The sequence below is a fragment of the Aurantimonas marina genome (genome assembly GCF_017183135.1).
In the GTDB taxonomy this organism is placed as follows: domain Bacteria; phylum Pseudomonadota; class Alphaproteobacteria; order Rhizobiales; family Rhizobiaceae; genus Aurantimonas; species Aurantimonas marina.
This window is the reverse complement of sequence record NZ_JADDXW010000012.1, coordinates 108209-134746: the sequence shown is the minus strand read 5'-3', so window position 1 is coordinate 134746 and position 26538 is coordinate 108209. Positions and strand designations below refer to the sequence as shown.

Annotated in this window: 24 protein-coding genes and 1 pseudogene; 10 read left to right on the top strand and 15 right to left on the bottom strand. The window is 62.6% G+C overall.

The window, feature by feature from the left end; all coding sequences use genetic code 11:
* Positions 1 to 368: 368 nt before the first annotated feature.
* The 9 genes from ING15_RS14350 to ING15_RS20030 all read right to left on the bottom strand — a co-directional run bounded on the left by ING15_RS14350 (position 369) and on the right by ING15_RS20030 (position 9121).
* Complete coding sequence (locus ING15_RS14350) at positions 369 to 1367, bottom strand: acetamidase/formamidase family protein (RefSeq protein WP_206455510.1); 999 nt, start codon at positions 1365 to 1367, stop codon at positions 369 to 371.
* A 29-nt stretch (positions 1368 to 1396) separates the two neighbouring features.
* The gene (locus tag ING15_RS14345; protein ID WP_206455509.1) at positions 1397 to 2113 is read right to left on the bottom strand and encodes an ABC transporter ATP-binding protein; all 717 of its coding nucleotides are present in this window, start codon (positions 2111 to 2113) and stop codon (positions 1397 to 1399) included.
* Complete coding sequence (locus ING15_RS14340) at positions 2106 to 2822, bottom strand: ABC transporter ATP-binding protein (protein WP_206455508.1); 717 nt, start codon at positions 2820 to 2822, stop codon at positions 2106 to 2108. Before ING15_RS14340 ends, ING15_RS14345 begins: the two co-directional genes overlap by 8 nt.
* Positions 2822 to 3901: a branched-chain amino acid ABC transporter permease gene (locus ING15_RS14335; RefSeq protein ID WP_232845774.1), complete on the bottom strand. Its 1080-nt coding sequence runs from the start codon at positions 3899 to 3901 to the stop codon at positions 2822 to 2824. The genes ING15_RS14340 and ING15_RS14335 overlap by 1 nt, the downstream gene beginning before the upstream one ends.
* 2 nt (positions 3902 to 3903) lie before the next feature.
* Positions 3904 to 4776, bottom strand: a complete 873-nt coding sequence (locus ING15_RS14330; RefSeq protein ID WP_206455507.1) for an ABC transporter permease subunit — start codon at positions 4774 to 4776, stop codon at positions 3904 to 3906.
* 180 nt (positions 4777 to 4956) lie between these two features.
* On the bottom strand, positions 4957 to 6195 hold the full coding sequence (locus tag ING15_RS14325) for an urea ABC transporter substrate-binding protein (RefSeq protein ID WP_206455506.1): 1239 nt from the start codon (positions 6193 to 6195) through the stop codon (positions 4957 to 4959).
* Positions 6196 to 6215: 20 nt separating this feature from the next.
* Positions 6216 to 6869, bottom strand: a complete 654-nt coding sequence (locus ING15_RS14320; protein WP_206455505.1) for an ANTAR domain-containing response regulator — start codon at positions 6867 to 6869, stop codon at positions 6216 to 6218.
* The gene (locus tag ING15_RS14315) at positions 6869 to 8023 is read right to left on the bottom strand and encodes a transporter substrate-binding domain-containing protein (protein WP_408628699.1); all 1155 of its coding nucleotides are present in this window, start codon (positions 8021 to 8023) and stop codon (positions 6869 to 6871) included. The genes ING15_RS14320 and ING15_RS14315 overlap by 1 nt, the downstream gene beginning before the upstream one ends.
* 522 nt (positions 8024 to 8545) lie before the next feature.
* Entirely contained in the window at positions 8546 to 9121 is a 576-nt protein-coding gene (locus ING15_RS20030) for a hypothetical protein (protein ID WP_232845773.1), read from the bottom strand.
* Between the two features lie 33 nt (positions 9122 to 9154).
* Between ING15_RS20030 and ING15_RS14300 the strand changes: the two are divergent.
* The 10 genes and pseudogenes from ING15_RS14300 to ING15_RS14255 all read left to right on the top strand — a co-directional run bounded on the left by ING15_RS14300 (position 9155) and on the right by ING15_RS14255 (position 19122).
* A pseudogene (locus ING15_RS14300) lies at positions 9155 to 9924 on the top strand (SDR family NAD(P)-dependent oxidoreductase).
* Between the two features lie 396 nt (positions 9925 to 10320).
* Positions 10321 to 11007: a cupin domain-containing protein gene (locus tag ING15_RS14295; protein ID WP_232845772.1), complete on the top strand. Its 687-nt coding sequence runs from the start codon at positions 10321 to 10323 to the stop codon at positions 11005 to 11007.
* Positions 11008 to 11285: 278 nt separating this feature from the next.
* Positions 11286 to 12155, top strand: a complete 870-nt coding sequence (locus ING15_RS14290; RefSeq protein ID WP_206455502.1) for a nitrilase family protein — start codon at positions 11286 to 11288, stop codon at positions 12153 to 12155.
* Between the two features lie 29 nt (positions 12156 to 12184).
* Positions 12185 to 13336, top strand: coding sequence for a substrate-binding protein (locus ING15_RS14285; protein ID WP_206455501.1), 1152 nt, complete (start codon positions 12185 to 12187; stop codon positions 13334 to 13336).
* 79 nt (positions 13337 to 13415) lie between these two features.
* On the top strand, positions 13416 to 14252 hold the full coding sequence (locus ING15_RS14280) for a branched-chain amino acid ABC transporter permease (RefSeq protein ID WP_206455500.1): 837 nt from the start codon (positions 13416 to 13418) through the stop codon (positions 14250 to 14252).
* A gap of 112 nt (positions 14253 to 14364) precedes the next feature.
* A complete protein-coding gene (locus ING15_RS14275) occupies positions 14365 to 16062 on the top strand; it encodes a branched-chain amino acid ABC transporter ATP-binding protein/permease (RefSeq protein WP_210348902.1) in 1698 nt (565 codons plus the stop codon).
* Positions 16059 to 16790 carry an ABC transporter ATP-binding protein gene (locus ING15_RS14270; protein ID WP_206455499.1) on the top strand — a complete coding sequence of 244 codons (732 nt, stop codon included), beginning with the start codon at positions 16059 to 16061 and terminating at the stop codon, positions 16788 to 16790. Before ING15_RS14275 ends, ING15_RS14270 begins: the two co-directional genes overlap by 4 nt.
* 15 nt (positions 16791 to 16805) lie before the next feature.
* A complete protein-coding gene (locus ING15_RS14265) occupies positions 16806 to 17549 on the top strand; it encodes a DUF1028 domain-containing protein (RefSeq protein WP_206455498.1) in 744 nt (247 codons plus the stop codon).
* Between the two features lie 20 nt (positions 17550 to 17569).
* A complete protein-coding gene (locus ING15_RS14260; protein WP_206455497.1) occupies positions 17570 to 17749 on the top strand; it encodes a hypothetical protein in 180 nt (59 codons plus the stop codon).
* On the top strand, positions 17749 to 19122 hold the full coding sequence (locus ING15_RS14255) for an amidase (protein WP_206455496.1): 1374 nt from the start codon (positions 17749 to 17751) through the stop codon (positions 19120 to 19122). The genes ING15_RS14260 and ING15_RS14255 overlap by 1 nt, the downstream gene beginning before the upstream one ends.
* A gap of 344 nt (positions 19123 to 19466) precedes the next feature.
* Here the strand turns inward: ING15_RS14255 and ING15_RS14250 are convergent, their stop codons facing one another.
* The 6 genes from ING15_RS14250 to ING15_RS14225 form a co-directional block, all read right to left on the bottom strand.
* Entirely contained in the window at positions 19467 to 21053 is a 1587-nt protein-coding gene (locus ING15_RS14250; RefSeq protein WP_206455495.1) for a phospholipase D family protein, read from the bottom strand.
* The gene (locus ING15_RS14245) at positions 21050 to 21820 is read right to left on the bottom strand and encodes an endonuclease/exonuclease/phosphatase family protein (RefSeq protein ID WP_206455494.1); all 771 of its coding nucleotides are present in this window, start codon (positions 21818 to 21820) and stop codon (positions 21050 to 21052) included. The genes ING15_RS14250 and ING15_RS14245 overlap by 4 nt, the downstream gene beginning before the upstream one ends.
* 513 nt (positions 21821 to 22333) lie before the next feature.
* The gene (locus ING15_RS14240; RefSeq protein WP_206455493.1) at positions 22334 to 23134 is read right to left on the bottom strand and encodes an ABC transporter permease; all 801 of its coding nucleotides are present in this window, start codon (positions 23132 to 23134) and stop codon (positions 22334 to 22336) included.
* Positions 23131 to 24288, bottom strand: a complete 1158-nt coding sequence (locus ING15_RS14235) for an ABC transporter permease (protein WP_232845771.1) — start codon at positions 24286 to 24288, stop codon at positions 23131 to 23133. The genes ING15_RS14240 and ING15_RS14235 overlap by 4 nt, the downstream gene beginning before the upstream one ends.
* A gap of 11 nt (positions 24289 to 24299) precedes the next feature.
* The gene (locus tag ING15_RS14230) at positions 24300 to 25364 is read right to left on the bottom strand and encodes an ABC transporter ATP-binding protein (protein ID WP_206455492.1); all 1065 of its coding nucleotides are present in this window, start codon (positions 25362 to 25364) and stop codon (positions 24300 to 24302) included.
* Positions 25365 to 25443: 79 nt separating this feature from the next.
* Positions 25444 to 26496: an ABC transporter substrate-binding protein gene (locus ING15_RS14225; RefSeq protein ID WP_206455491.1), complete on the bottom strand. Its 1053-nt coding sequence runs from the start codon at positions 26494 to 26496 to the stop codon at positions 25444 to 25446.
* Positions 26497 to 26538 lie beyond the last annotated feature (42 nt).

Sequence of the window (26538 nt, the reverse complement as noted above, 5' to 3'; positions counted from 1 at the left end):
CCTAGCCTGCCGCATGCGCCGCCCTCCCGATCTGCTCAAGCGAGTGAATCACATCGCGAACCACGCCGATAGGTTCTTGCCGGTGTCCAACTCGCCACTGTCCTGATCGCCTGATCGCCTAGACAGCAACCGAATCGACCACGCGACGCTCGACATCACCTCGGGCGAAATGCCGGTCTCGCCGGCACCGCGACCTGAATGCGCTTGTGCAAATCCTTGTATAACGGCGGCAGACGGCGTCCGCCTCGGGCCGTTTTGTGCGTCGCACCTGCCGTCGCCGCGGGCTGATCTTACTCCGCCCTGGCCTGGAATTGCTCCACCGTTGACGTAATGTGCTGCATAACATGTAATGCCGGATCGTTCGCCACCTATCGCGCGGCGCCGGAGATCGATTTCAGGACCGAAGCGCCAAGCGTGTATTTTGGGTCGACCATATTGCCCAAGCGTACGCGGCCGCACTGGGTGAGCAGCATGTAGGCGTCGATTTCGTCGAAGCCGAAATCCGCTCCTAGCCACCGGATCAGCTCGCGATAGGCGCCGCGTACGGCGTCTTCCATGGGCCTGGCGGAGCCAATCGTCATGTAGAAGCGATCGTTTTCGAGGCGCGGCGCCCTAATCGTCCAACCCTTGATGAGGTCGATCCGCACGGTCGTCACGGTTGGATGCTCGATCGCGACGCCGCAGAGTTCGCCATCGCCCTGGGCGGCATGGCAGTCGCCCAGATACAGAAAGGCTCCAGCCGTGTTGACCGGCAGGTAGACGACCGCCCCGGGCGCCACGTCCGGCAGGTCCATGTTGCCGCCATAGTAATCGGGAACGAGCGAGGAAATCGCCTCGATCTCAGGCGCTGTGCCGATGGTTCCGATAAACGGCTCATAGGGAAGCGTGATCCGCTCGTTCCACCTGGTGCCCGTTTCTGCATCGATCTCGAGCTTGCGCACACGCTCCGGCAGCGGATTGGTTAAAAGGGCCGTCTCGGCGGTCGGCACCAGGCCGCCGAATTCCGGCATGATGACCGTCGTGCCGCGAGGCTGGGGTCCGCGCGGAACGATGCTCTCGATATAGACGGCGAGGCAGTCGCCTTTTTCCGCGCCGTTGACGTAGATCGGGCCGTTCTGCGGATTGAGATAGGGAAAGTTGAGGATTTCGCTCGGCTTGTCGGTTTCGTTCTGGATAGCGCCCTCGAAGGCGTCATGGGTCTCGGCCGCAACGACGGCGCCCGGATCGACCGTCAACACGGGGTCGACGAAGGCCCCGTAGACATAGTGGTATTTGCCTTGAACGGCCTCGGTCAGCGAATGTGAGGTGCCGGGTTTACCCTTGGCGATGCCCTTGCGGGCCATGATGGAGTCGTTGAACCAGGTCATAGATCGATCCTCATTTGCATGGTTATTGACTAGACGGCCAGGAATTGGCGGACAGCATCGCGGTCCTCCAACGTTGCCGTATCGATCTCGGCGGTGATCCGACCCTTCTCCATGACGTAGCAACGCTGTGCCATGGAACGGATCATATCGAGGTTCTGTTCGACGAAAACGATCGTGATTCCAGTCGCCCGGTTCAACTCGACCATGATGCGCGCGATATCCTGGACGATATTCGGCTGGATTCCTTCGGATGGTTCGTCGAGCAGGATGAGCGAGGGCTTTCCCATCAACACGCGACCGATCGCGAGCTGCTGTTGCTGACCGCCCGACAGAGTTCCAGCTCGCTGATCTCGCCGTTCCTTCAGGATCGGAAAATAGCCGTAGATTTCGTCGATCTGTCCCGCCGGTTTTTGGGAGGCGCCGATCGACTGACCGACGAGGAGATTTTCGTAGACACTCATGCGGGGAAAGACATCGCGGCCTTGTGGGACGTAACCGATACCCAGTCGGGCGCGCCTGTGCCCTGAAAGCCTGTCGATCAGAGAGCCCTCGAAACTGATCGAGCCTTGGTCGGAGGGCCGCAGGCCGATCAGGGTCTTCATCAGCGTCGACTTGCCGACACCGTTACGGCCGATGACGGCGACGATCTGGCCTTCGCGCACACTGAGGTCGACGCCCTGCAGCACCGGCTTGCCGCCGTAGCCCGCCCAGAGGCCGCGCGTTTCGAGGATGACTTCCTTACGCATGGACCTCGCCCAGATAGATCGCGGCAACGCCCTCATCGGCGATGATGTCATCGATTGTGCCCTGCGCGAAGATCTTGCCGAAATGCAGCACGGTGACGCTCTGGGCGATCTGGCGGACGAATGCCATGTCGTGCTCCACCGCAAGCACTGTCACGCCGTTGCGGTTGAGAGCCTGCACCATCTCGCCGGTCGCAAACGTCTCGTCAGGTGTCATTCCGGCCGTTGGTTCGTCGAGGAGAAGCAGCTTCGGTTTAAGTGCGATCGCCATGCCGATCTCAAGCCATTGCTTCTGGCCGTGGCTGAGATCGCCGGCGAGTTGCTTTTCGGTGTCCTTCAGTTTCAGGAATTCGAGCAATCGGTCGATTTCCTCGCCAAGCGAGTGTCCGGCCAGATGGTGCTGGAGCGCAATCTGGAGGTTCTGTCGGACGCTCAGCGCCTTGAAGATTCCCGGTACCTGGAATTTGACGCTGATGCCCCGACGGATGCGCGCGAAGGACTTGGCGCGGGTGATGTCGTGGCCATCGTAGAATATCCGCCCGCTGGTCGGCAGATATTCGCCCAGGATCAAGCGAAAGAAAGTGCTCTTGCCGGCGCCGTTTGGACCGATAAGGCAGTGAATCTCGCCTGGTTGAAGAGTGAAATCGACCCCTCCGGTCACATGCAGTCCGCCGAACCACTTGTTGAGATCTCGGGTCTCCAGGATCGCCATCAGGACATCTCCCTCGCAGTCTTGCGACGCTTCAATCGTCCGGAGACGAGCGATCCGAGGGCGATGATGATGCCCGTCGGGGCGAGCAGCACGGTGGCGACGAGAAGCACGCCCATGGCGACCAGCGCATACTGGCTGCCGTGGATCGTCAATGCCTGGAAGCCTGACAGGACGAGCAGCGTGCCGAGCAGCGTCGTTGTGAGGTCGCTGCGACCGCCGACGGCCACCCACACGATCGGCAAAGCCGCAGCGGTCATGCCCATCGACGACGGCGTGATGTAGTTGCCCCAGGAAGTGTAGAGAATGCCGGACAGGGCGGCGAGCGCGGAGCCTATGACGAAGGCGCCGAGCTGATATTTGCGGATGTCGTAGCCAAGCATTTCGGCGCGCAGCGGATTCTCGCGGATCGCGACCAGCACATTGCCGAAACGGGAGTTCACCAACATGCGAAGGCCGAGATAGACGAGAACGAGAAGGGCGAGGGTCAGGTAGTACAGCGTGACATCGGGAAACAGCGTGATGTCGCCGCCCGGCCAGGGGATCGTCAACGACGGCATGCCGCCCATGCCGTTGAAGCCGTTGAGCCGAGCCGAGCCGATGTGCCATTCCGGACCGGCGGTCTGTGCCATGAATCGTTCCAGGACCAGCGTCACCGACAGCGTGACGATGCCCAGAAAGACGCCGCTGATCCGACCGAAGAAGAGAAAATAGCCGAGAACGGCGGCGAGGAGCGACGAGATGGCGACCGCGGCGACAAGCGAGACCAAGGTCAGCCCGTAAGCATCGCCGAGATTGATGGTCAGCACGCCGTAGGCGTAACCAGCCACGCCGAAAAAGGCCGTCTGGCCGAAGGAGAGCGCACCACCATAGCCCCAGATCAGGCTTAGGCCGAGCGCCATGAAGGTCCAATTGAAGAAATAGACGTTGTTGCCGACGTCGTAGCCGTCCGCGAACAATGGATAGATACAGGCGGCGGCGACAACCAAGGCGAACCCGGACCAGAAGCCGCGCCCTTTGCCGAGGGTCTGTGGGCCTTCGAGCAGCTTCAGATTTTTGGCAGTGGAGGAAGCGGATGCCAAAATCAGGCCCTTTCACGCAGGATCCACCCCGAGAGCCCTCGCGGCAGGATGCGGATTACGATGATGACAGTGACGAGCAGGCCGATCTGACCGGCCAGTTGGCCTTGCCAAGAGATCAACGCTGCCTTGACGAGGCCAAGGATCGCTGCGGCCGGAGCCGTGCCGAGGAAGATATCCGCGCCGCCGACGACCACGGTGACGAATGCCTCGACTACGAAAGCGCTACCCATGGTGGGAACGAGCGTCATGGTCGGGGCGTATAGCCCCCCAGCCAGCCCGGCGAGGGCGGCTCCGAGACCGAAAGTCAGACTGTAGATCAGGCGCGTATTGACGCCGAGAGCTTCGGCGATGTGCGGAACCTGGATTGTCGCGCGGGCGAGAACGCCGAACCTGGTGCGCGTGAAGATCAGCCAGAGAAAGGCGAGGGTGCCCAGCGCCGCCGCCACCAGCACAAGACGGTAGACGGAATAGGAATAAAGACCGAGCGTGAAACTGCCGAAGGGAGTGCCGGTGCCTTGCATGGTCGAGCCGAGGAGGATCAGCGTGCCTTGCGTGGCGATCATTGACACACCCCAGGTCGCGACGATCGTGTCGAGCGGACGTTCGTAGAGGTGACGGATGATCAGACGTTCGAGCGCGATGCCGACGAGGCCGGCAACCGCCATGCCGAGCAGGATCGAGAGCGGCAACGGCAGGCCCATATGCGTCGCGGCCGTTGAGACATAGGCGCCGCACAGGATGAATTCGCCATGGGCGAGGTTGATGACGCCCATCATACCGAAGATCACGGCCAGCCCGCAGGCGGAAAGGACGAGGAAGGCGAAGGCATCGCCGGCCTGGTAGAGGAAGGTGAAGATGGCGTTAAACGCGTCCATTCAAAATCCATCGCTGTTGCAACGTTCCGAAACCAAGGAAACCGGTTTTCGGACAGGGCCGATGCTGCGTTCCATAGACTGACATCGTTTTGGCGCGGTCTGAACGCGCGCAACGCTGGCAGCGGCGAATGCAGCGGGCGGGCGGGCGTCCAATTGGACGTCGCGCCCGCCCGCTGCCGGTCAGTTCGCCGCGGGCGGGGGATTGGAAGGCGTGTACTGGGCCTCCGGATTGCTCTTGGTCAGGTCACAGCCGGCTTCGCCTAGCCAGTATGGCTTGATGTCTTCCCATACCTTCGGGAAGGTGATGGAGTGATCCTCGCCGACCTTTGCCAGATAGATCGTGTGAGACATGTGCTGGCTCTTGGGGTCGATGCAGACCTTGCCTTCTGGCGCATCCATGCAGACGTCGCCTTCCGCAATCACCTTGCGGATGGCGTCGTGATCGGTCGACTTCGCGCGCTCGACCATCTGCTTGTAAAGATACACAGCCAAGTAGGAGTTTTCGGCTTCCTGGTTGACGTATGGCTCGTCTGGGAACTTGGCCCGCCATTTCTCGAGGAATGCCTTGCTCTCGGGTGTGTCGACCTCTTCGATGTAGTTCGTCGTCACGAACATATTCGCCAGGCTCGGTGGCTTGAACCGCTTGTGCTCGTAGCCCTGACCCACATTCACCGACGAGGCCATGGGGATTTTTAAGTCCGCCGCGCCCGCCTGCTCGTAGTAGGATGCCTGTGCGGTGCCGACGAGAAGCGTGACGAGAATATCCGGCTTGGCGGTCTGAATGTTCTGAATGGTTTGGGAAAACTGCGACACACCGAGCGGGATGAACTCCTCGCCCACCATCTCGCCACCGTTCTCCTCGACGATGTTGCGAACCCATTCGGCGGAAATCTGACCGAAATTGTAATCCGCCGCGATCGTGTAGACCTTCTTGCCGTAGGTCTCCATCATGTAGGGAATGAGCGTCGAGAACTGCTGCTCGGGCACCGCCCCGGTCACGATCATATTGGCGTCACAGACGCCGCCTTCATATTGATTATTGTAGAAGGCAAGCCCTTTGAATTGGTCGACGATCGGCCGGTATGCCTCACGCGATGCCGACGAGAACCCCGCGAAGACCGCGTCGACCTTGTCGCGCTGCAGGACGCGGCGCATGAATTCCTGGTAGCGGGTGTTGTCCGACTGCGTATCGTAGATGACCAGTTCCAGAGGACGACCATCGATTCCCCCGGCCGCGTTAATCTCCTCTGCCGCCAGTTGGATACCGTGAACCTTGCCGATCGTCGCGACGGCGAAGTCGCCGGATTGATCTTCCAGAACGCCGAGTTTGATGGGGTCCTTCTCCTGGGCGATCGCCGCCCCGGAAAGAAGCAATAGGGTTCCTAGCGCCGCAAGGACGCCTGATGCTCGCTTGTGCATGACTGTCTCCGTTTCGGGGTTTATTCCGCGGACCGATGTGTCAGTGGCCCCTCGGTTCCGCACTTGGGGACCGTCGCACTTCGTTGGACGACGTATTGGCAATAGGCTTCGATGCTGAGACGCGTCTGCATGCTCCGCTTGCGCAACAAGGCAAATGCCGCATCGTCGTCGAGCTTTTGCTCGGACATCAGCTGCACGACCGCCTTAATGATGAAGCGGCGTTGGCGTCGGCGCCCCTCATGTGCCTCGATGGCATTGCAGAGTTCGGCCTTGCGGGCATATTCATTGACCGCCAGATAGAGTGTCGAAAAGACCGAGCCGGCGTAAACAGGCTTGGAGAGGAATGCTGTCGCTCCGACCTGGATCAGGGCTTTCAAACGGCTGGGCGCCTCGACGCCAACGAGGCCGATTACCGGCGCCAGCGGCATTTCCCCCAAAGTGCTCAAAGGGAGATGCGGCGCCAGCGGCAGGTCGGCATCAACGAAGACGACGTCATCGCTCCAATTCAGTGGCTCGCTCGACAAGTCGACAGCCTCATGGCCCCCAGCCCGCATGTCGACGGTCAAACCGAGCCGCCCGAGAGTGGAGCCCAGAGTCTCGCGGACCCGCCCATCATTGCTGACGACGAGAGCCCGTCTGTAGCTGAAATTCTGGACGAGACGCCGAGCTGCCATCAGACGACCCTCAGGTTCGGGCGGAGTGCAACCGCCTCAAGCGACGGTGACGCTCTCACGAGATAGGGATCCGGGCGAACCGGCTGCTCCGCCTCGACGAGGATGTCGAACTGCCCGTCTCGCCGGGATCGGCCAATGCGAGGCGTCAGGTATGCGTGCATCGTTTCGGGGTCGATCGTAACGCGCCCCTGCGGGGCGTCGAACGCCTTGTTTCGGACGGCCGCTTTTACACTTTGAAGTTCGTCCGTGCCGGCTTCGACTAGCGCCGCAGCAAGAAACTTTGTCGCGATATAGGCCGCTTCTGCTTCAGCCGAAACGGCTGGGCCCTCGGGAAACATGCGGTTGTATCCCGCGACGAAGGCACGATTTGTCGACGTATCGATCGAGGAAAAATACACGCTAGAGCTCAAATGACCGTCAACGGCATCGGGACCGATCTCCGAGAGTTCTGGCTCGGAAAGGTTGCAGCTGGCGATCGGGTAGCGGCTTTTCTGGTCAATCCCGCGAGCCGTGCAGGCCGCCCGAAACTGCCGGAAGAACGCGTAGGCGGAACGACCGACCAGGGCGTTGAAGATAAAGTCCGGCTCGACATCGAGGATGGCGTCGATGATGGAGCAGAAGTCGGTGTCTCCGAGCGCAAGATACCGCTCTGCTAGAACCGTGCCGCCACGCTGCGTGATGTCTTCGCGCAGAACCCGATTGCTTTCCCAGCCCCAGATATAGTTCGACCCGACACAGAACGCGCGGCTCCCGAAGCGCGACACCACGTAGTCAACCAGCGGGGACAGATGGTGGTTCGGCGCGGTACCGGTATACACGACATTGGCCGAGCTTTCGAAGCCTTCGTAATGTGTGGGATACCAAAGTAGCGCGTCGCGCTTCTCGAAGATCGGAATGACTTCCTTGCGGCTGGAGGATGTGTAGCAGCCGACCACGTGGCGGATGCCTCGATCGAACATCGTTTCAACTCCTGTCGCGTAGGCCGAAAGCTCGCAACAGGGATCGATCACGAGGGGGTCCAGTAGTACTGGCGAATAAGGGTCGTCACTGACCTGCGAGCAGGCCATCAGCGACCCGTTCAACATCGTCCGTCCGACCGTGCCGTAGGAGCCGGTAGCGGAAAAGAGGATGCCGATGGAATGTCGGACGATCACAATACGAATGCCCTCAACGCAACAAAGGCCCACCAGCACTTTGTGCTGCCAGGCGACATTGCCAAATCTCGTGAAAAAATCAGGGTTCGGCGCCTTTTTGAGCAACGCTGCTCTGCGCACAGGAATTAAGCTGACGGGTTTGCGATATCTTGTCAAGCGGCCGGCGATCGCATTTCATCGCGGATGAACATTCGCATCTGGTCGGATGAGATACGTGGACGTCTCCGGCTTTGGCGACGTCCTTCCTGCTGGATCCCTTGACGAAGTAGGCTATCGACCGGCGACTTCCTCGGCGTAATTCCGTTGGCGAATTCGAGGCCTGTAATGTCCCTCGGCGAGCGGTGCGAGCTCGTCAGCCTCCTGCCATTACCGCACGTCAGTGGCACACTCGCGAAGCCCTCCGCCCGCCGCGAGCGCGAGGTAAGCGGTTCGGCCGGGACCGACGGGAGAGCCACCCCCTTAACGGTCCGACCGGATGCGTTAACGGGACATTCGAGAAACATGACGCCCGCGCTGGACTGGCTAACGTCCTGACGGGCCACTGATCAATGCGCGGATGAATCCGGACAACAACTCCCCTGGGAGTTGATCCGAAGTTTTGCGTAAATGTTGCGCCGGTGGATGCGCACAGTCCCGGCGGAAATCTCCAGTATCCGGCCAACAGCGTCGGCGAAATGACCCTTCAAGGTGAATTCGACGAACCTCGCGTTCGCGCGGCGTCAGGACACTTTTCCCAAAGGTCTGAAAGGCATTCTCGATCTGGGTCTGAATGTCGCTGGCTTCGCCGGCTTGGGGCTCTTCCAAGAATCGTTGACCGAGGTCGCGCCAATGGCGTGCGACGGTGGCCAGGATGATGGGTTCGGTCGCCTTCAAGGCCCGCATCTCCTTGGCGCCGAAAACAGCGGACTGTTTTGCCCGCATCAGGGAGACGACGATCCTGACGGAGTCGGGAAGGTGTACGAAGAAGCCGATTTCCTCGGAAAGCCCCGTCTGCACATAGTATGAGCGAAAATACTCGCTTTGATAAAAGCGATCAGGGGCGAGTTCCTTGAGTCCAGATTCTGCTCCGGCGCGGGGCAAATCGGAAACAAGCGACAACTTGACCGAAATTGAAAAGAGGAGAGCTGCCGGATGATCCTTGAGAACAGGGTCGCATTCGTGACCGGGGCAGGATCGGGGATCGGGCGCGCGGGTGCGCAGATCCTTGCCCGCGAGGGCGCCTTTGTCGTCGTCAGCGACCTCTGCGAGGAACGCGCCCGAGAGACCGTGGCGCTGATCCGCGACGCGGGCGGCAGCGCGGACGCGGTAGCTCTCGACGTCACGGATGATGCCGCGCTCGGCGGCGCCGTCGCGCGCAAACTATTGCCGAGCGCGGGCAACTCGATATTCTCCATTCCCATGCGGGCGTCCAGGTCGAGGGCAATCTCGAGGAAGTGGACGCCGACGGTATGGACATGTCCTGGCGTTTGAATGTACGCGCGCATTTTGTAGCGGCGCGCGCGGCGGTGTCACACATGAGGGCGCGGGGCGGCGGATCAATCATCATCACGTCGTCAAACTCCGGCGTGATCCATTATGCCGGCATGATCGCTTATGCCACCTCCAAACATGCGGTCGTCGCGATGACCCGGCAGATGGCGCGCGATTACGCCCGTCACAACATCCGGTTCAATGCGTTGTGTCCCGGATGGGTCGATACACCGTTCAATGCCGGATCCGAACGCCAGATGGGCGGGCGGGTGGCGATGGAGGATCATGTCAGCCGCAACATCCCGATGGGGCGTTTTGGCCAGGCCGAGGAAATCGCGGAAGCGATCCTTTTCCTCGCCTCCGACCGTTCATCCTACATGACCGGTCAGGCGCTGGTGATCGACCGCCGTGAATGCCTGGGCGCCGCCTGACCCATCGTCGATTCCTGAACCGTTCGGCTGATCGACGACAGCTACCCGCTCGTCGCGGTTGCCAGTGCTCCCGCCGCGACTTCCTTCCCGAACCGGCGCGGCCCGTTGCCCATCATTTGCGCCTCTTTCCTTCAGATGAGTTCTTCACTTTTTCCAGGCAAGTCCATCCAGTTCGTCGGGACTCTGCCGATTTGCAAGCGAAGCTGACGCGTCCAGACGCACATATTAACGAATGACGGGCGTAGGCCCTTGTCCTCGTCGATACCAATACGGCTGTTGCGCAGCATCAGACTGCCAGGAAACAGAAGCGCGCCCTGAATTGGAAAGAAGTATCGCGGCCATCTTTATCTGTGAGTGAAACCGATTCCAGGAAGATAGCAAGCCGGATTTTTATGGATGGATGCGGGTTCCACTTCTTCCGCCGATCGATTTATGAAAGGCGTACAGATCCCCGCCGTAAGCGGCATGAGGGAGGATACAACGGACCGGGGGCGACTTCGTATGAGTGGTAAGGATGACCCGCTTCCCCACAATCTTGGCCTGAAGTTGCGTCACATGCGAATGCTGCACAACCTCTCGCTTAAACAACTCGCCCAGAAGGTTGGGTGCTCCGAGAGCATGCTATCCAAGGTTGAGACAGGGAAGGTCAACCCGACGCTGACCATGCTGAGAAAGCTGGTCGATGCCCTCGGGATCAATATTGCCTTCCTTTTTCAGGCCGCAGAGGATGCGGACACCGTCGTGCACAGGGCCGGCGAACGCCCTTTGATCGGACTGGGCCGATCCCGCAGCGGCGTCGGGATAATGCTGGAGCGATTGCCCCCCATCGCACGGCAACACCTATTGGAAGCCAACATCCATATCGTGAACCCGGGCGGCTCGACCGATGGCGCCTTCAGTCATGTCGGTGAGGAAATGGGCTTTGTCCTCGAAGGGACGATCACGCTGGTCGTGGAGCGTGTCGAATATCGGCTGGGCGTCGGCGACTCCTTCGCATTCCGATCCGAGAAGGCACACGAATATCGGAATGATGGCGCGGAAGTGGCCCGCATTCTCTGGGTTAACACGCCCCCGACATTCTGAACGGAGCGGGCGCTCACTGCTCTGCCGCCAATAGGTCGAAAAATGTGCTCCCGGTGCGCCTATCGGGAAGCGCGAACGATGAAGAAGGCCGCAGTGTGCCAGTTTATTGAGCGCGCACAAATTTTCTTCATTTCCTCGTTCAAGTCACTTGAATGGGCGGCTCGATCGGATACGATCGGGAACGCGCTGCAGGATCGACCTCGGTTCAAGCCGAGGTGGCGAAGAAGTTGTAGCGGTTGAACGGTCGATGCGAATGATCTCCTGGGAAGGGGCTTTTCATGACGAAGGGATCAACGCTTCAGATTTCGTGTGCCCAGTTCGAGCCGCGGATCGGAGAGTTGGAAAGGAACGTGGCGACCAGCCTGTCGCTGATCGCGAGCGCCGCGGATGCTGGCTCGGACCTCATCGTCCTGCCCGAGCTCTGCAATTCCGGATACGTCCTCGCCTCCCGCCAGGAGGCCTTCGAACTGTCGGAAGATGCGGCGACCGGCCCCTCCATTGCGGCCTGGGTAAAAGCGGCGGCGGAGCGGAATGTGTACCTCGTCGCCGGCTTCCTCGAGCGTGACGGCGTGCGGCTCTACAACAGCGCCATCGTTGTCGGTCCGGATGGTCCCGTCGGAACCTATCGAAAGAATCATCTGTGGGACGCCGAGGCCCTCTATTTCGAGCGTGGCGACCTCGGCTTTCCGGTGTTCCATACGTCCTTCGGTCGTCTCGGCGTCCTGATTTGCTACGACGGGTGGTTTCCGGAAGCCTGGCGGCTTCTCGCCCTGCAAGGAGCGGATCTCGTCTGTGTCCCGACCAATTGGGTTCCGATGGAGAAGCAGCCCGACGGGCTGCCCGCCATGGCCAATGTCCTGTGCATGGGGGCGGCGCACAGCAACTCGATGGTGGTCGCGGCCTGCGACAGGGTTGGGATGGAACGTGGGCAACCCTTCATCGGGCAAAGCCTCATCGTCGATCACAACGGATGGCCCATCGCGGGGCCGGCCAGCCATTGCGAAACCGAGATGATTACGGCCGTCTGCGACCTCTCGCAGGCTCGCAGGCAGCGCAACTGGAATTCCTTCAATCAAGTCATGCGGGATCGGCGGACCGATCTCTACGGGGAAATGTTGGGCACAACGGCTCGCCCCAACTGGTACTGATACGAGCCATCTCAAACAGGGAAATCGCCATGAGAGTTGTTCAATGGGCTGGAAGTCTGGCTCTCGCTGGAGCCATGGTGCACAGCGCCGCGGCGCAGGAAACCGTGAAGATCGGCATTCCCGTCGGCCTTAGCGGCGCCAACAGCGTGGTCGCGCCGTCGGTCGTGCAGTCGAGTGAGCTCGCCGCCGAGGAAATTAACGCGGCCGGGGGCATATTGGGCCAACAGGTCGAGCTCGTCGTCGCCGACGACGGCAGTGGCGCCCAAGGTGCCCAGCGCGCCTTCGATTCGCTCGTCTTTCAGAGCGACGTTGACGTCCTGATCTCGATGGAGACCAGTGCCGCGCGCAACGCCGGACTGCCGATCGTCAACCGCGCCGGCAAGCCGTTCATCTACACATCCTTCTATGAAGGCCGCTCCTGCAGTCCCTGGATGTATGTCGACGCCTGGGTTCCCGAACAGCAGGTCAAGCCGATCGTCGACCACTTCGCCGACAATCTGAACGCCAAGTCGTTCTACCTGATCGGCAGCGACTACGATTTCGGCCGCGGCATGCTGGAATTCACCCGCTCCTACATCGAGGAACGCGGCGGCAAGGTGCTGGGCGAAGAGTACCTGCCGATGGACGGGTCCGACTGGACGGCGATTATCAGCGATCTCAAGTCGAAGAATCCGGACGCGCTCATCACCTCGACGGCCGGTGGCGCGCCCAACGTGACGCTGACCAAGCAATTGCGAAACGCGGGCGTCACGATTCCCTACGGCAATCTCGCTGTCGACGAGGGGACAGCGAAGAACATGGGCGGCGATGCGACTGACATCTTCATCTCCCAGTCCTACCTGACCGGGATCGAGAGTCCCGAGAACCAGAAATTTCTTGCCGCGATGAAGGCGAAGTTCGGTGACGAGCTGAAGACGCCGAACGACCTGTCGGTGCCCCAGTACGAGGCCATCTACCTTTATAAGGCCGCTGTCGAAAAGGCCGGGTCGACCGAACCGCAGGCGGTCGTCGACGCGCTGCCGGAGGTTTCCTACACCGGTCCCCGCGGCCCCATCCAGATGAGCAAGCAGCATCACACGCCGCTGACGATGTATCTGGGCCAGGTGACGGCCGAAGGTGGTGTCGAGGTGATCAAGACCTTCGATAACGTCGATCCGGGCGAGCAGTGCCCGAACCTTTGACCGTTCCGGCTTGAACCGAGTGGTCGGCGGCTCCTCCGCCGACCCACCCATTCCTGACAACAACTGCAAGGGAGCCCGGATGGCGACGCTTTTCCTCGACATCCTGACGACCGCCTCGATGCTGTTCATCGTCGCCGCCGGGCTAATGATCATCCTCGGCGTCATGAAACTGATCAACTTCGCCCACGGCGCCTTCCTGACCGTAGGGGGCTATGCCGCCCACGTCGTCACGGACGCCGGCTATAACGCCTGGCTGACGATACCGGCCGCGGCCGCCGTCGGCTTCGTGCTTGGCGTCGTCGTCGAACGGCTCGTGGTCCGGCCGCTCTATTCCCGTCCCCTCGACGCGATCCTGGCGACATGGGGCTTGGGCATCGTTATCGCGCAGGTCATCGTCTTCATCTTCGGACGCGAAGTGCAGTTCGCCGCCAGTCCGATTTCAGGAACAGCCGAACTGCTCGCCACCTCCTATTCCGCCTGGCGGCTGATCCTTGTCGGAGCGGCCGTGATCCTCGGTGTGCTCCTGACCGCGCTTCTCTACCTGACCCGCTTCGGCCTGAACGCCCGTGCAGTGATCATGAATGAAGATCTGGCCCGGGGGCTCGGCATCGACAGCGTCAGGGTTCGCGCGATGACGTTCGGGCTCGGCGCGGCGCTCGCCTGCGCGGCCGGCGCGCTCATTACCCCGCTGCTGTCCGTCGATCCGAACATGGGGCTGCCCTGGCTGGTGAACTCGTTCATGCTGGTGCTGGTGTCCGGCGTCGCGATCCCGGGTCTTGCCCTGGCATCCCTGCTGCTGGGTGGGGCGCAGGTGCTGGTCAGCACTTTCGTCAGCCCGATCATTGGCGGTATTACGATTGTCGTTCTGGCCGCGGTGATCCTGCGCATCAAACCTCAAGGACTCTCACGTGGCTGACATCACCTCGGAAGCGTCCGAGCGCTCGTCCCGACAGGTCTGGCGAACTGCGATCGGCGCGGCCGCCGCCCTGGCCATCATCCTGACCGCACCGTTCTATCTCGACACCTACATGACGAATGTGCTGATCCGCGCGCTGTTCCTCGGCGTGCTGGCTCTGACCGTCGATCTCGTCTGGGGCTATGCGGGAATTCTCACCTTCGGGCAGTCCGCGTTCTTCGGCATCGGCGCCTATGCCTGCGCCCTAGTTTTCACCCATTGGGGCTTCGGTCCGGGTTGGGCGATCGCGGCACTGTTGATCGGCGTCCTCGTTGCCGCGCTGACGGCCTGGCTGGTGGGCCTTCTGTCCTTCTATCACGGCGCCTCGCCCCTCTATTCGTCGATCATGACCCTCGCCCTGCCGATCGTGCTGGTGCAGATCATCTTCGCGGGCGGACGCTTCACGGGTTCGAGCAGCGGCCTGTCGGGCTTTCCGACCTATTACTGGTCGATCGACACCTGGTTCGTCATCGCCGGCGTGCTACTGATCATGGTGGCGTCCGTCGCCTGGCTGTTCGTGCGCAGCGACTACGGCCGCATCCTCGTCGCGATTCGGGAAAACGAAGATCGCTGCGCCTATCTCGGCATTCCCGTCTCGCGCATCAAGACGGGACTCTTCGTCGCCTGCGGTGCCGTCGGCGCCATCGCAGGATTCGGCTACGCCGCGTTCACCAACGTCGTCGCACCCGAACTCGGCGGCTTCCTGCTCGGCACAGAGTCGCTCATCTGGGTGGCACTCGGCGGACGCGGCACCTTGATCGGCCCCGTCCTTGGCGCCATCGGCATCGACGTTACATCCTCCTATCTCTCGGGCAGTCTCCCCTTTCTGTGGAAATTCATCGTCGGCGTGGCTTTCGTCGTCGTCATCATCGTTCTGCCGAACGGCTTCGCGTCGCTGGCCACCGCGGGTTGGCACCGCTACCGTATGCGCGATGTAAAGGCTGGCGATGTCCGGCACGGCCCGGACATCACCCTTGCCTTAACCAGCGGCCGTCGCGCGGATGCGGTGGACCCTGCTGTGGCCCCCATTATGATCGATGGCCTGACCTGCCGTTATGGCAGCCTGACGGTGCTCGACGGCATCACGGTGGAAGGCCGGGCCGGCCAGCTTCTCAGCATCGTCGGGCCGAATGGCGCCGGCAAAACGACGCTGATGCGCTGCATCAGCAACGGCACTGAAAGAACGGGGGGGCAAGTGGTCGTCGCCGGTCATGAGATCGGTCGGAACTCGCCCCAGAAGATCGTCGGGCTCGGCGTCGGGCGTAGCTTCCAGAATACCAGCCTCTTCGACAGCCTCACCGTCGGCGACTGCCTGCGTCTCGCCCGGTTTCGGATCGACGGTGCCAAGAGCTTCGTTCGCAGCGGCACGGTCGCGCTACCTGAACCCGCCCTGGAGATTCTGAAGGCGACCGGACTCGACCTGCAGCTCGGGCTGGAGAGCCGATATCTGTCGCATGGCATGAAGCGGGGCCTCGAGCTTGCGATGGTGCTGGCCACCGAGCCGCGCGTGCTGCTGCTCGACGAGCCGACCGCGGGATTGACCAAGCCGGAACGCACGGCCATCGGCCACGTCCTCACCCGATTGGTCGCGGAGTACGGGCTGTGCGTGTTCCTGATCGAGCACGACCTCGACTTCGTCCGCGAGATATCTGACCGAATCGTCGTGCTGCACCAGGGCAAACTGCTGCTCGACGGAACCGTCGAGGAGGTCGTCTCCTCCGACCTCGTCAAGGCCGTCTACGCCGGGCAGGATCTCGAGGCCGCGTCATGAGCGCATCGGCCAAGAGAGAATCGGTCAAGGCGCGGCTGGCGGTGGAGGGGCTGAGCAGCGGCTATAGTGCCGCGACTGTCATTCGCGACGTCTCCTTCTCGATCGCCAGCGGTGAAATCCTGGTGATCCTCGGCAAGAACGGCATGGGAAAGTCCACGCTCCTGAAGACCATCATGGGATTCCTGCGGGCCACAAGCGGTTCGATTCGGCTGGAAGGTCAGGAGATCGCCAATCGGCCGCCCCATCTGAACGCGCGCCAATCGCTGGCGTATACGCCGCAGGAATACGCGATCTTCCAGGATCTGACGGTCGAGGAGAACCTGCGTCTCGGCGTCGCCCGCGATGGCCTGCTGGACGAGCGGATGGGCGATGTGGAAGCGGCGTTCCCGGTGATCGCGCGACGCTTCCGGCAGCGCGCTGGCACTCTGAGCGGCGGCGAACAGAAGATGCTGCTTTTGTCGCGCAGCCTCGTCGCCCGACCCAAGCTCATGCTGATCGACGAGATTTCCGAAGGCTTGCAGCCGTCAATGGTCACCAAGATGGCGGAGGTCCTGCGCCGGACGAAGGACAAGGACGGTGTCGCAATTCTCCTGGTCGAACAGAACCTTCCCTTCGCGCTGTCGGTCGCGGATCGGTACGCGATCCTGAAGATCGGAGAGATCGTCGAGCAGGGCGACGTAACGCAAGCCGGCGCCCTGGCGACGCTCGAACAGCATCTGCGCATCTAGCCGGCGAGGTCCGCCATGAGCATCGAAGCCAACACCTTCTCGATCGTGGCCCGCTGCGCGCGGACCGGCGAACTGGGCGTGGCGGTGGCCTCGGCGGTGCCGGCGGTCGGATCGATTTGTCCATATGTGCGGCCCGGTATCGGGGCGGTGACCACCCAGTCCTGGGTCAACCCCTATCTCGCCCTGGCCATTCTCGACGCGCTTGCGGCGGGGGGGAGCGCCGAATCCGCCCTCGCATCGGCGATGGCGACCGACCCGGAGGCGCATCTGCGGCAGGTCGGCGTCGTCGACGCCGACGGTCGCTCGGCCTCCTGGACGGGCGATGCCTGCACGCCGTCCCACGGATCGGCGACCGGCACGGACTACGCAACCCAGGGGAACATGCTCACCGGTCCCGAGGTGATCGCTGCCATGGAAGCGAGCTTTTCGGCGACGGCCGGCGAGGCGCTCTGCGAACGCCTGATGCGCTGCCTCGAGGCTGCCCAGGCTGCCGGCGGCGACAAGCGCGGCAAGCAGTCGACGGGGCTTCTGGTCTTTGCCGACGAGACCTATGCAAGGATCGATCTGCGCGTCGACGAGGATGCCGATCCGGTGGCGCGCCTGCGCCGGACCTTCGAGATTGCCAAGCTGCAGCTCACACCCTTCGTCGAGGGCATGCCCCGGCGAGAGCGGCCGAGCGCCTTCCCGCAGGACGTGATGGATCTGCTGCTGAAGTCGCCGCCGGACCGGCCCGGCGGGGGCGGCAGCAGCCAGCCGTGACTCGGACGAGGAGAGATGCCATGGAGGACAAAGCGCGCGAGATCGATTCCGAGACGCTGATCCGTGCCGATCGCGTGGCGGAGATCCGCAGGGCCTATGCGGCGATAGCCGAACAGATCGCGGCGCTGCGGGAGCTCGACCTGGGCGATGCCCACCCGGCGGTCGTCTTCCGGCCGCTGCGCCGCGGGGAGGGCGCCTGATGGAGATCACAGCAGCGCACAACGCACCGATCGCCGAGGTCGCCAAGGCGATCCGTGAGGCCACCCTGTCGCCCGTCGATCTGGTCGGCGCATGCCTCGATCGCATCTGGGAGCGCGACGGCAAGCTCCACTCCTTCGTCCACGTCGCCGACAATGCGCTCGAACGGGCGAACGCGGCCGAACAGGCGGTGCGCGATGGTCGTGCGCTCGGACCGCTTCACGGCATCCCGATCGCGGTCAAGGACAATTACCTGACCGCCGATATGCCGACCACGGCCGGCACCTTTGCCGACATCGCCTTCCCGAAGGAGGACGGCGCGGCGGTGGCGCGGCTGCGCGAGGCCGGCGCCATCCTGATCGGCAAGACCCGCATGCATGAGTTTGCCTGGGGCATGGAGACGCCCCCCGCGCGCAATCCCTACGATTTGGACCGTGTACCGGGCGGCTCTAGCGGCGGCTCCGGCATCGCCGTGACGGCGGGGTTCTGCATGGCGGCGCTGGGCTCCGATACCGGCGGCTCGATACGGATTCCGGCAAGCCTATGTGGGACGGTCGGTTTCAAACCGACCTTCGGCCGTATCGGCCGGTCGGGGATCGTCCCCCACAGCTGGTCGCTCGATCACGCCGGGCCACTGACGCGCAGCGTCCACGACGCCGCGCTGCTGACCGATGTCCTTTCCGGCTATGACGCCAAGGATGCCGGTTCGGCGAACGAACCGCCGACCGCACTCGCGGGAATTCCCGGACAATGCGCGGAAGGGCTACGTCTCGGCGTCTGCCGCAATCATTTCTTCGAGTCTCTGGACCCCGAAGTGGAAGCCGCCGTCGAGGCGACCATCGATCGGCTGGCGCAGGTCGGCGCGCGCGTGGTGGAGTTCGAGGTGCCGGAACTCGCCTATGGGCTGGGCGCCATTTTCGCGATCGAACTTGCCTCGTCGACAGCCTATCACCTGCCGCATCTAGCAGCCGGGCGGACCGACGATTACAGTGAGGACGTGCGGCTGCTGGTCGAGATGGGGCGATTGGTCACCGGCTCCGACTATCTGCAGGCGGAGCGCTACCGCAGCCTGCTCGCCGCGAAGTTCCAGAGTGTCTTCGACCGTGTGGACGTGGTCGCCGGCCCGACCATGCCGATCACGGCCTGGAAAATCGGCCAGAAGGATGTCGTTCTCGGCGGAAAGCGCGAGAGCGTTCTGGAGACTTCTTGGCGTTTTACCTATCCGTGGAATCTACTGGGACTTCCAGCGATCAGCGTGCCGTGTGGGGTGGACCGGCTGGGGCTGCCGATGGGTATCCAGATAGCCGGGGCGGCCTTTGACGAGGCGGCCGTGATCAGGACGGCCGCCCTCGTGGAGAAACACCAGGCCGCTTGATTGAAACGGTCACGGGCTGGACAGTTTGGCTCTGTCGTTGACGGACACTCCTTGCCTTGGCTCAAAAGCCTATCATGGGTGTCCACTCAAACGGGGCAGGACTTGCGGACAACGGTTGGCTTCATGCCTCGGGCCATGGGAGCTTCTGCCTTGAGCTCACACCCATACACCGACGCGAGCTTCCTGTATGGCAACCTCCGACATGCATCTCAAGCGGCTGCCTCAAAAGCCTCAGCCCGAGCTTAAGCGAGGGGCGCAAAGCCTCAAGAAACTGTTATTCCCTGAGAAAATCATTGGATCGGTTCAAGCTCAAAATGACAATGGAAGATGAGCCCTGAGCGTGGTTACAGCAGCCGCTCGATCGGCAAGTACCGTATCACGGCGGCCAGGACGGCCGCCGGGCGCGTGATCCCGGGTTCTTGCTTGCGATTTGTGTGGCCGTCGTGCCAGAAGAGCCGCCGTCCTTCGCAGGTTACGCGGTAGGTGACGTTCGGTGATCGTCCGTCCTCTAGAAATGCGGCGGTGCGTTTGGCGAATTCGGGCCCTTGCACCAGAAGAACGACCTCGCTGTTGTCTAGTGCGGAGCGAGGGTCGAGGTTGAAGGAGCCGATCACGGATAGACGGTTGTCAACCAGCATGACCTTGGAGTGCAAGCTGGCAGCGATGTCCTCGTGCGCCTGACTGCCGGTGATGGAGCCGTGCAGCAGCGAGGCTATCCGGCGCACCGGTGCGTTGAGCTTGAGTTCGTGGATCGCTACCCCGGCATCGAGCAAGGCATGCCTGTATTTCGCGTAGCCAGCCTGTGCGGCGAGGACATCGTTGGTGGCGAAGGAATTGGTCGTGACCCGCACCTTGACGCCGCGATCCACGAGCGCAGCGAAACGGCGCACGCCATCTCGACCAGGAATGAGGTAGCCGGATTCGATGTCGAGCGTTTGTTCGGCCGCGGCCGTCAGGTCGGCGATATGCCTTGCGACCTTACGATGGTCGGGGCCGGCAATTCCCGGATGGTCGTCCACAATGCTTGACGGGCACCAGACGAGATCCGCCAGCACCGTCCGAACCGATGGAAGATCGGTGACCCGGGCAAGGGCTTCAGGATTCGTTTCTCCGGCGATGCCCACGCGCTGGTCCGAAATCTCCTCGTGAAGTAGCTTTATGTGCCGGTCGACCACGGCCGATTGCGCTCGTTCTTCCACGCCGAACGCGGAGGACGGCATGGCCAACTCGCTATCCCAGTACTTCTGTACCGATGTCGCGACGGCGGCGGCTGAAGGGCCTGCGATCAAAACGTCACAGTCGCGGAAGTTCATCAGTTCCGCCAAACCGAAATATGCATTGCCGACGTTGCGGCCGCCCGTGATCGCGACCGCACCGTCGACGACCAGAGCCTTGTTGTGCATGCGCCTGTTGAGACGTGCGAAGGCGAACAACCAGTGCAGAAAGTAGGCGCGGCGTGTGATTGAGGCGTTGTAGATGCGCACCGTCACCAGCGGGTGCGCCGCCAACGTCTTGACCAGGACGCGTGTGCCGCTCGCATGGAGGTCATCGAGCAGGACGCGCACATGCACGCCGCGCTCGGCGGCTGCGATGACATGACGCGCCATCAGGTGTCCGGCGAGGTCGCTGTGCCAGGTGTAGTATTGGAGATCGATCGTGGCTGCCGCGGCTTCAATGAGCGACAGACGCGCCGAGAGGGCCTTGGGTCCGTCGGGGAGAAGGTCGTGGCCGCTGTGACCGGCGTCCCGCGCATTGTGTGGAGTGAGCGACTCGACCAGGTCCCGCAGCGCTGACGGGCGTGTAGGGATGGCGCATGCGCCTTCCCGATTCAGGATGTCGCGCCGAATGTGACGATATCGCCGTTCGCCCAGCAGGACGAGACCGCCGAGTCCGAACAGGATGCCGACGATCGCGAGAAACCACTGCATCATGTCGCTTCGCCCCCGATCCCCGACATCTCGGGCCCGAGAGCCGCCTGATCTGTGGAGAGAGGGTTCCGGTCACCAATGATCTCGAACTCCGCCCAAATGGGCAGGTGGTCGGAAGCGATCCGGGCGAGCCTGTCGGCGATGACGGCGCAATCGGTGAGAGCGAGATGATCATTGTGGTAGATGCGGTCAAGCGGGGTCAAGGGCCGCCGGGACGGATAGCTGGGCCCGGTCGGGGTCAACGACATCTCTTTCTCAAACAGGCTCAGGCTGTTGGGAGTGCGTCCCCATCCATTGAAGTCACCCATGATAATCGCCGCACGTTTCACGTCCAGTTCAGCTGCGGCGAGCAGCGCTTGCGACTGTCTATAGCGGTACCGGGCGAGCAGGCCCAAATGTGTGGCAATCATCCGCAGGGGGCGCTCTCCGGCGGTCAAATCGGCAAGGACCGCGCCTCTCGGCTCCAGGCCGGGCAGCTCGAGACAACGTGTCTGCCGCACGTCGATGCGGTCGCCAACCAGCACAACATTGCCATGCCAGCCGAGGCCTGGCTCATCGTGGTCAAGCGCGGCGAGCCGAAGGCCGGTGCGTTCATGTATCTTGGCCGCGTCGAAAATCGCCCGTCGTTGGTTGAAGCGATAATCAGCTTCCTGCAACGCAACGATGTCAGCGTCCAACGAGGCGACCAGACCGAGGATACGTTCCGGGTCCCGTCTTGCATCGCGACCGATCGCCTTGCGGATGTTATAGCTGGCAATCCTGATCCGCATCGTAACCTCGTCGCTTTGCGTCCCGCCGACCTCCAGCCATGTAGAACGAGGCAGAGCAAAACCAGGGCAACGACGAAATCCCTGAATCGGTCACCATCGCATGCAAGGGTCATTGGACCTCACTGACGTCCATGCCGCCGTGTCTGCCCGTGGGATATCTCATGTGGTCAATGTTTGATGGTGGCTTGGCTCAAGCCGTCGTCAAGTGCTCTTCCTGTCGGCGCCCGCGTCCTATTCGGTCAATTGCCCCGCCGGCCTGTCGTCTTGGGCCGCGACGTGATGCTCGTCCGGCGCGTCCGGTATAAACCGCGAGACGAAACGGCCCAGCAGACCGCCATAGGTGAGGCATCGGCACCACGACGAGCATCAGCAGAGTCGAATCTGCCGCCATGGCGGCATTGTAGCACACCTTCTTCGCGGCTTTCGTGGAGGGCGCGCGCTTGCCGAACAGCTTGTGCGCCTCCGCCGACATAACCGCATCGGCCTAGGCGTGACGTGCTTGTGCTATCGCCATCATATTCTTTCTTTTCCCGTGCCCGGCCGCGCCTGCCTGTGTTGCAGGACCGCGCCGAGCACGGCGAGGACGAGCGTTCCGACAATGAGCAGCAGGGCGGCCGCGGCAACGGCGGGGCTGATATTCTCGCGGATCGTCGAGAACATCTGGCGAGCCAGCGTGCGCTGATTGGGCCCGGCGACGAACAGCGTCAGGATCACTTCGTCGAGAGACGTCGCGAAGGCGAAAACCGCACCCGAAACGACGCCGGGGAGAGCGAGCGGCAAGGTGATCTCGCGAAATGTCCGCACCGGTGAGGCGCCGAGGCTCGATGCGGCGCACTCTATCGCCGGGTCGATACCGGCGAGCGAGGCCGAAACAGTGACCACGACGAAGGGTACGCACAGGACGGAATGGGCGACGATGACGCCGAGATAGCTGCTGGCCAGCCCGACTTTGACAAACAGGATCTGCATCCCGACGCCGAGAACGACAGGTGGCACCACCATCGGCAGGATGAAGCCGGTCCGCAAGATCCCGGCCAGCGGAATCCGGTCGCCCCGCAGACCGAGCGCGGCGAGGGTGCCGATGCTGGTTGACAGGACGGTGGCGCTGGTCGCGATGATCAGGCTGTTGACGATCGACCGGCTCCAGGTCTCGTTGGCGACGAGTTCCCTGAACCACCGGCCGGAAAAGCCGTTGATCGGATAGGACAGGAAGATGCTGTCGGTGAAGGCGAGCGGCAGGATCGCCAGGATCGGCGCGATCAGGAAGAACACCACCGCCGCGCCGTAGATTCCGCGCAGGATTCGCCCGGTCATACGCCGAGCCCCGGCGGTGTGCGGGAAAAGCGGCGATAGACCGCGTAGAGAACGAGGGTCGCCGCAAGCAGGATGATGCCGAGCGCCGCTGCCATTCCCCAGTTCGCGGTGCCAGTCGCATAGAACGCGATGACCGACGAGATCATCTGGTCCTCCGCTCCGCCGACCAGCGCCGGCGTGATGTAATAACCGAGCGCCACCATGAAGACGAGCAGCGAACCCGACATCAGGCCCGGAAGCACGAGAGGCAAAAGCACGTGCCGGAACGCCCGAAGCGGGTTCGCGCCGAGCGTGGCCGCCGCCGGCATCAGGTTCGACGGGATCGTCAGCAGCACGCTGTAGATCGGCAGGACCATGAACGGCAAAAGCACATGGGTCATGGCGATCACCACGCCCGCGCGATTGAAGATCAGCGGCAGCGGATGGTCGATCAGACCGATGGTCTGGAGGAATCCATTCACCAGCCCGTTGTTCTGCAGGAGCACCACCCAGGCCGCGGTGCGCACCAGCAATGAGGTCCAGAGCGGCAGCAGCACCGCGAGGAGGAGGAGGGTCCGCACCCAACCGCCGGCAGCGGCGATCAGCATGGCGTAAGGCAGCCCGATGGCGGCGCATAGCGCGGTGACGCTTGCCGCGATGACGAAGGTTCGCACCATGATGACGCGGTTGGCCGAAGCCGCCTCGCCGACTTGGCGGATGTCGCCGTAGGGGCCCCGTTGAAGATCGACGGCGGCAAGGAGATTGCGATCCGTATAGGGTGGCACGGCCCTTGCGAAGCCGCGCCATACCGCCGGATCGCCCCATTGGACGTCGATCGCGGTGAGGTCCACCGGCGCGTCGGCATTCTGGCGAACGGTACGGTAGGTCTTGGTGATCAGCGAACGAAAGCCTGGCACCGCACTGTTGAGGCGACGCACGGCGTCGCCGAGGACGCTGCGATCCTCGATCACGCGCAGGTCTTTCGCCACCGCCGTCTGGATCGCCGCATCGGGCGGCACCGTGCCGTCCCACGATGAGAGCGCCGCCGCCGCCGTCGGAAACGCCTTGCCGACGGCATCGTCACTCACAGCGGTCGTCAGCATGGTGGCCAGCGGCCAGAAGAAGAACACACCGAGAAACAGCACGAGCGGCAGGACAAGGCCGGCCGATCTCAACTCCGCCGCGTTCACGTGTCGACCAACGCACAATCGTCCGGAGCGAAAGAGGCATAGCCGCGCGCGCCGGTTCTAAAGTCGGCGCGGCTGCGATCCCTGCGTCCGACCAGCGATACGCCATCGCCCTCGAGCCGCAACCGGATGTGGTCGCCCTGATACACGCTATCGGCGACTTCGACAGGAATGGTGTTCGCGGCGCCGGGATCGTCCGAGACGGCGATTCGTTCCGGACGAACACAGACGAGCAGCCGCTGCCCAGAGGTAAGATCGCGGTCGGTCCGCGCGAGGAATGTTCGTCCACCCCCGACTGCCAGCCGCGCGACGCCCTTCTCCAGCGACACCACCGTGCCTTCCAGCACATTGGTCTCGCCGATGAACTCGGCGACGAAACGTGTTCGCGGACGGTCGTATATCTCCTCCGGCGGACCGATCTGCTCAATGCGGCCCGACTCGAAGACCGCGATACGGTCGGACATCGTCAGTGCCTCGGACTGATCGTGGGTCACGAAGACGATGGTCAGGCCGAGCGAGCGGTGCAGGTCCCGCAATTCGAGCTGCATCTGCTCGCGCAGTTGCTTGTCGAGCGCGCCAAGCGGCTCGTCCATCAGCACCACCTTCGGCTCATAGACCATGGCGCGGGCGAGCGCCACACGCTGCTGCTGGCCGCCTGACAGTTGCGCAGGCCGCCGGGCGCCGAGTTTGCCGAGCTGGACCATGTCGAGCGAACGCGTGACGCGCTCGCCGATCTCGGCCTTGCCTACCCCGCGCATGCGCAAGGGAAAGGCGATGTTTTCGGATACGGTCATATGCGGAAACAGCGCATAGCTCTGGAAGACGACGCCGAGATCGCGCTTGTGCGCGGGTACGCCTTGAATCTCGCGTTCGTCGAGACAAATCCTGCCCTGCGTCGGTGCGACGAAGCCGGCGAGCATCATCAGGATCGTTGTCTTGCCCGAGCCCGACGGTCCAAGCAGGCTGAGAAATTCACCCCGCTGGATCGTCAGATCGAGATTGTCGACTACGGTCTGCGCGCCAAACGCCTTCGAGATGTTCTCGAACCTGATAAACGCGTCCATTGCATCCCTTCGCGCCCGCATAGCCGCAACGCTCCGACCCGGCGGAACGCGCCGGATCGGAGCAATTTCATCCCACAGCTTACTGTGCGAGCCAGGCGTCGAAACGCTTGGTCAGCGCCTCGACATTGTCGGTCCAGAAGCCGGGATCGAGCGCGACGGCATTTTCGATGTTCTGCGGTGCGGTCGGAAGGTCGGCCTGCAATTCGGCCGGCACTTGCGCCGCCGCCGCTTTGTTCGGCAAACCATAAGCGATGTATTCGGGCAGCTTCGACTGGTTCTCCGGCGCACTGGCGAAGGCGATGAAATCCATCGCATCTTCGGCGTTGGGGCTATCCTTGAGGATGACCCAGCTGTCGACTGCGTAGATGCTGCCGTCCCACACGACCTTGAAGTTCGTGCCCTCGGCTTTGTTGATGCCCGAAATGCGCCCGTTATAGGCGGTCGTCATCGCCACCTCGCCCGAGGCGAGCAACTGCAACGGCTGGGCGCCCGACTCCCACCAGACGATGTTCGGCTTCAACGCGTCGAGCTTGGCGAAGGCCCTGTCGACGCCCTCTGGCGTGGCGAGAACTGAATAGACCTCCGCCGGCGCCACACCGTCGGCCATCAATGCGAATTCGAGCGAGTATTTGGGTCCGCGTCGCAGGCCACGTTTGCCGGGAATTTTCTCCACGTCCCAGAAATCGGCCCAGGAGGTCGGCGCCGTCGTCAGCTTGCTGGCGTCGTAGCTGATCGCCGTCGACCAGACGATCGCCCCGACGCCGCAGTCGCTGACCGCCGCATCGATGAATTTGTCGCGCCCACCGAGCGCCTCCCAGTCGAGCGGCTCGTACATGCCATCGAAACAGCCGAGTTCGAGCTCCTCGGCCTCGACCTGAACCACGTCCCAGTTGGGCACGCCCGCCTGCGTCTTCGCGGCGATCACGCCGATGCCGCCATCCCAGCTCTCGTCGAGAACCGGCTTGCCGATCTTCTGCGAGAATGGCTCGAAATAGATTTTCTTCTGGGCGTCCTGGTAACTACCGCCCCAGGAGACCACGGTCAGGTCCCGCGCCTGCGCGCCGGCGGATGCAATCAGTATCAGGCTTCCAAGCGCCGCGGCGACAGCGCGGTGCAGGTTGGTCGTGCTCATTGACTTTCCCCATTTCGAACCGGTTCGAAATGGGACCACGCT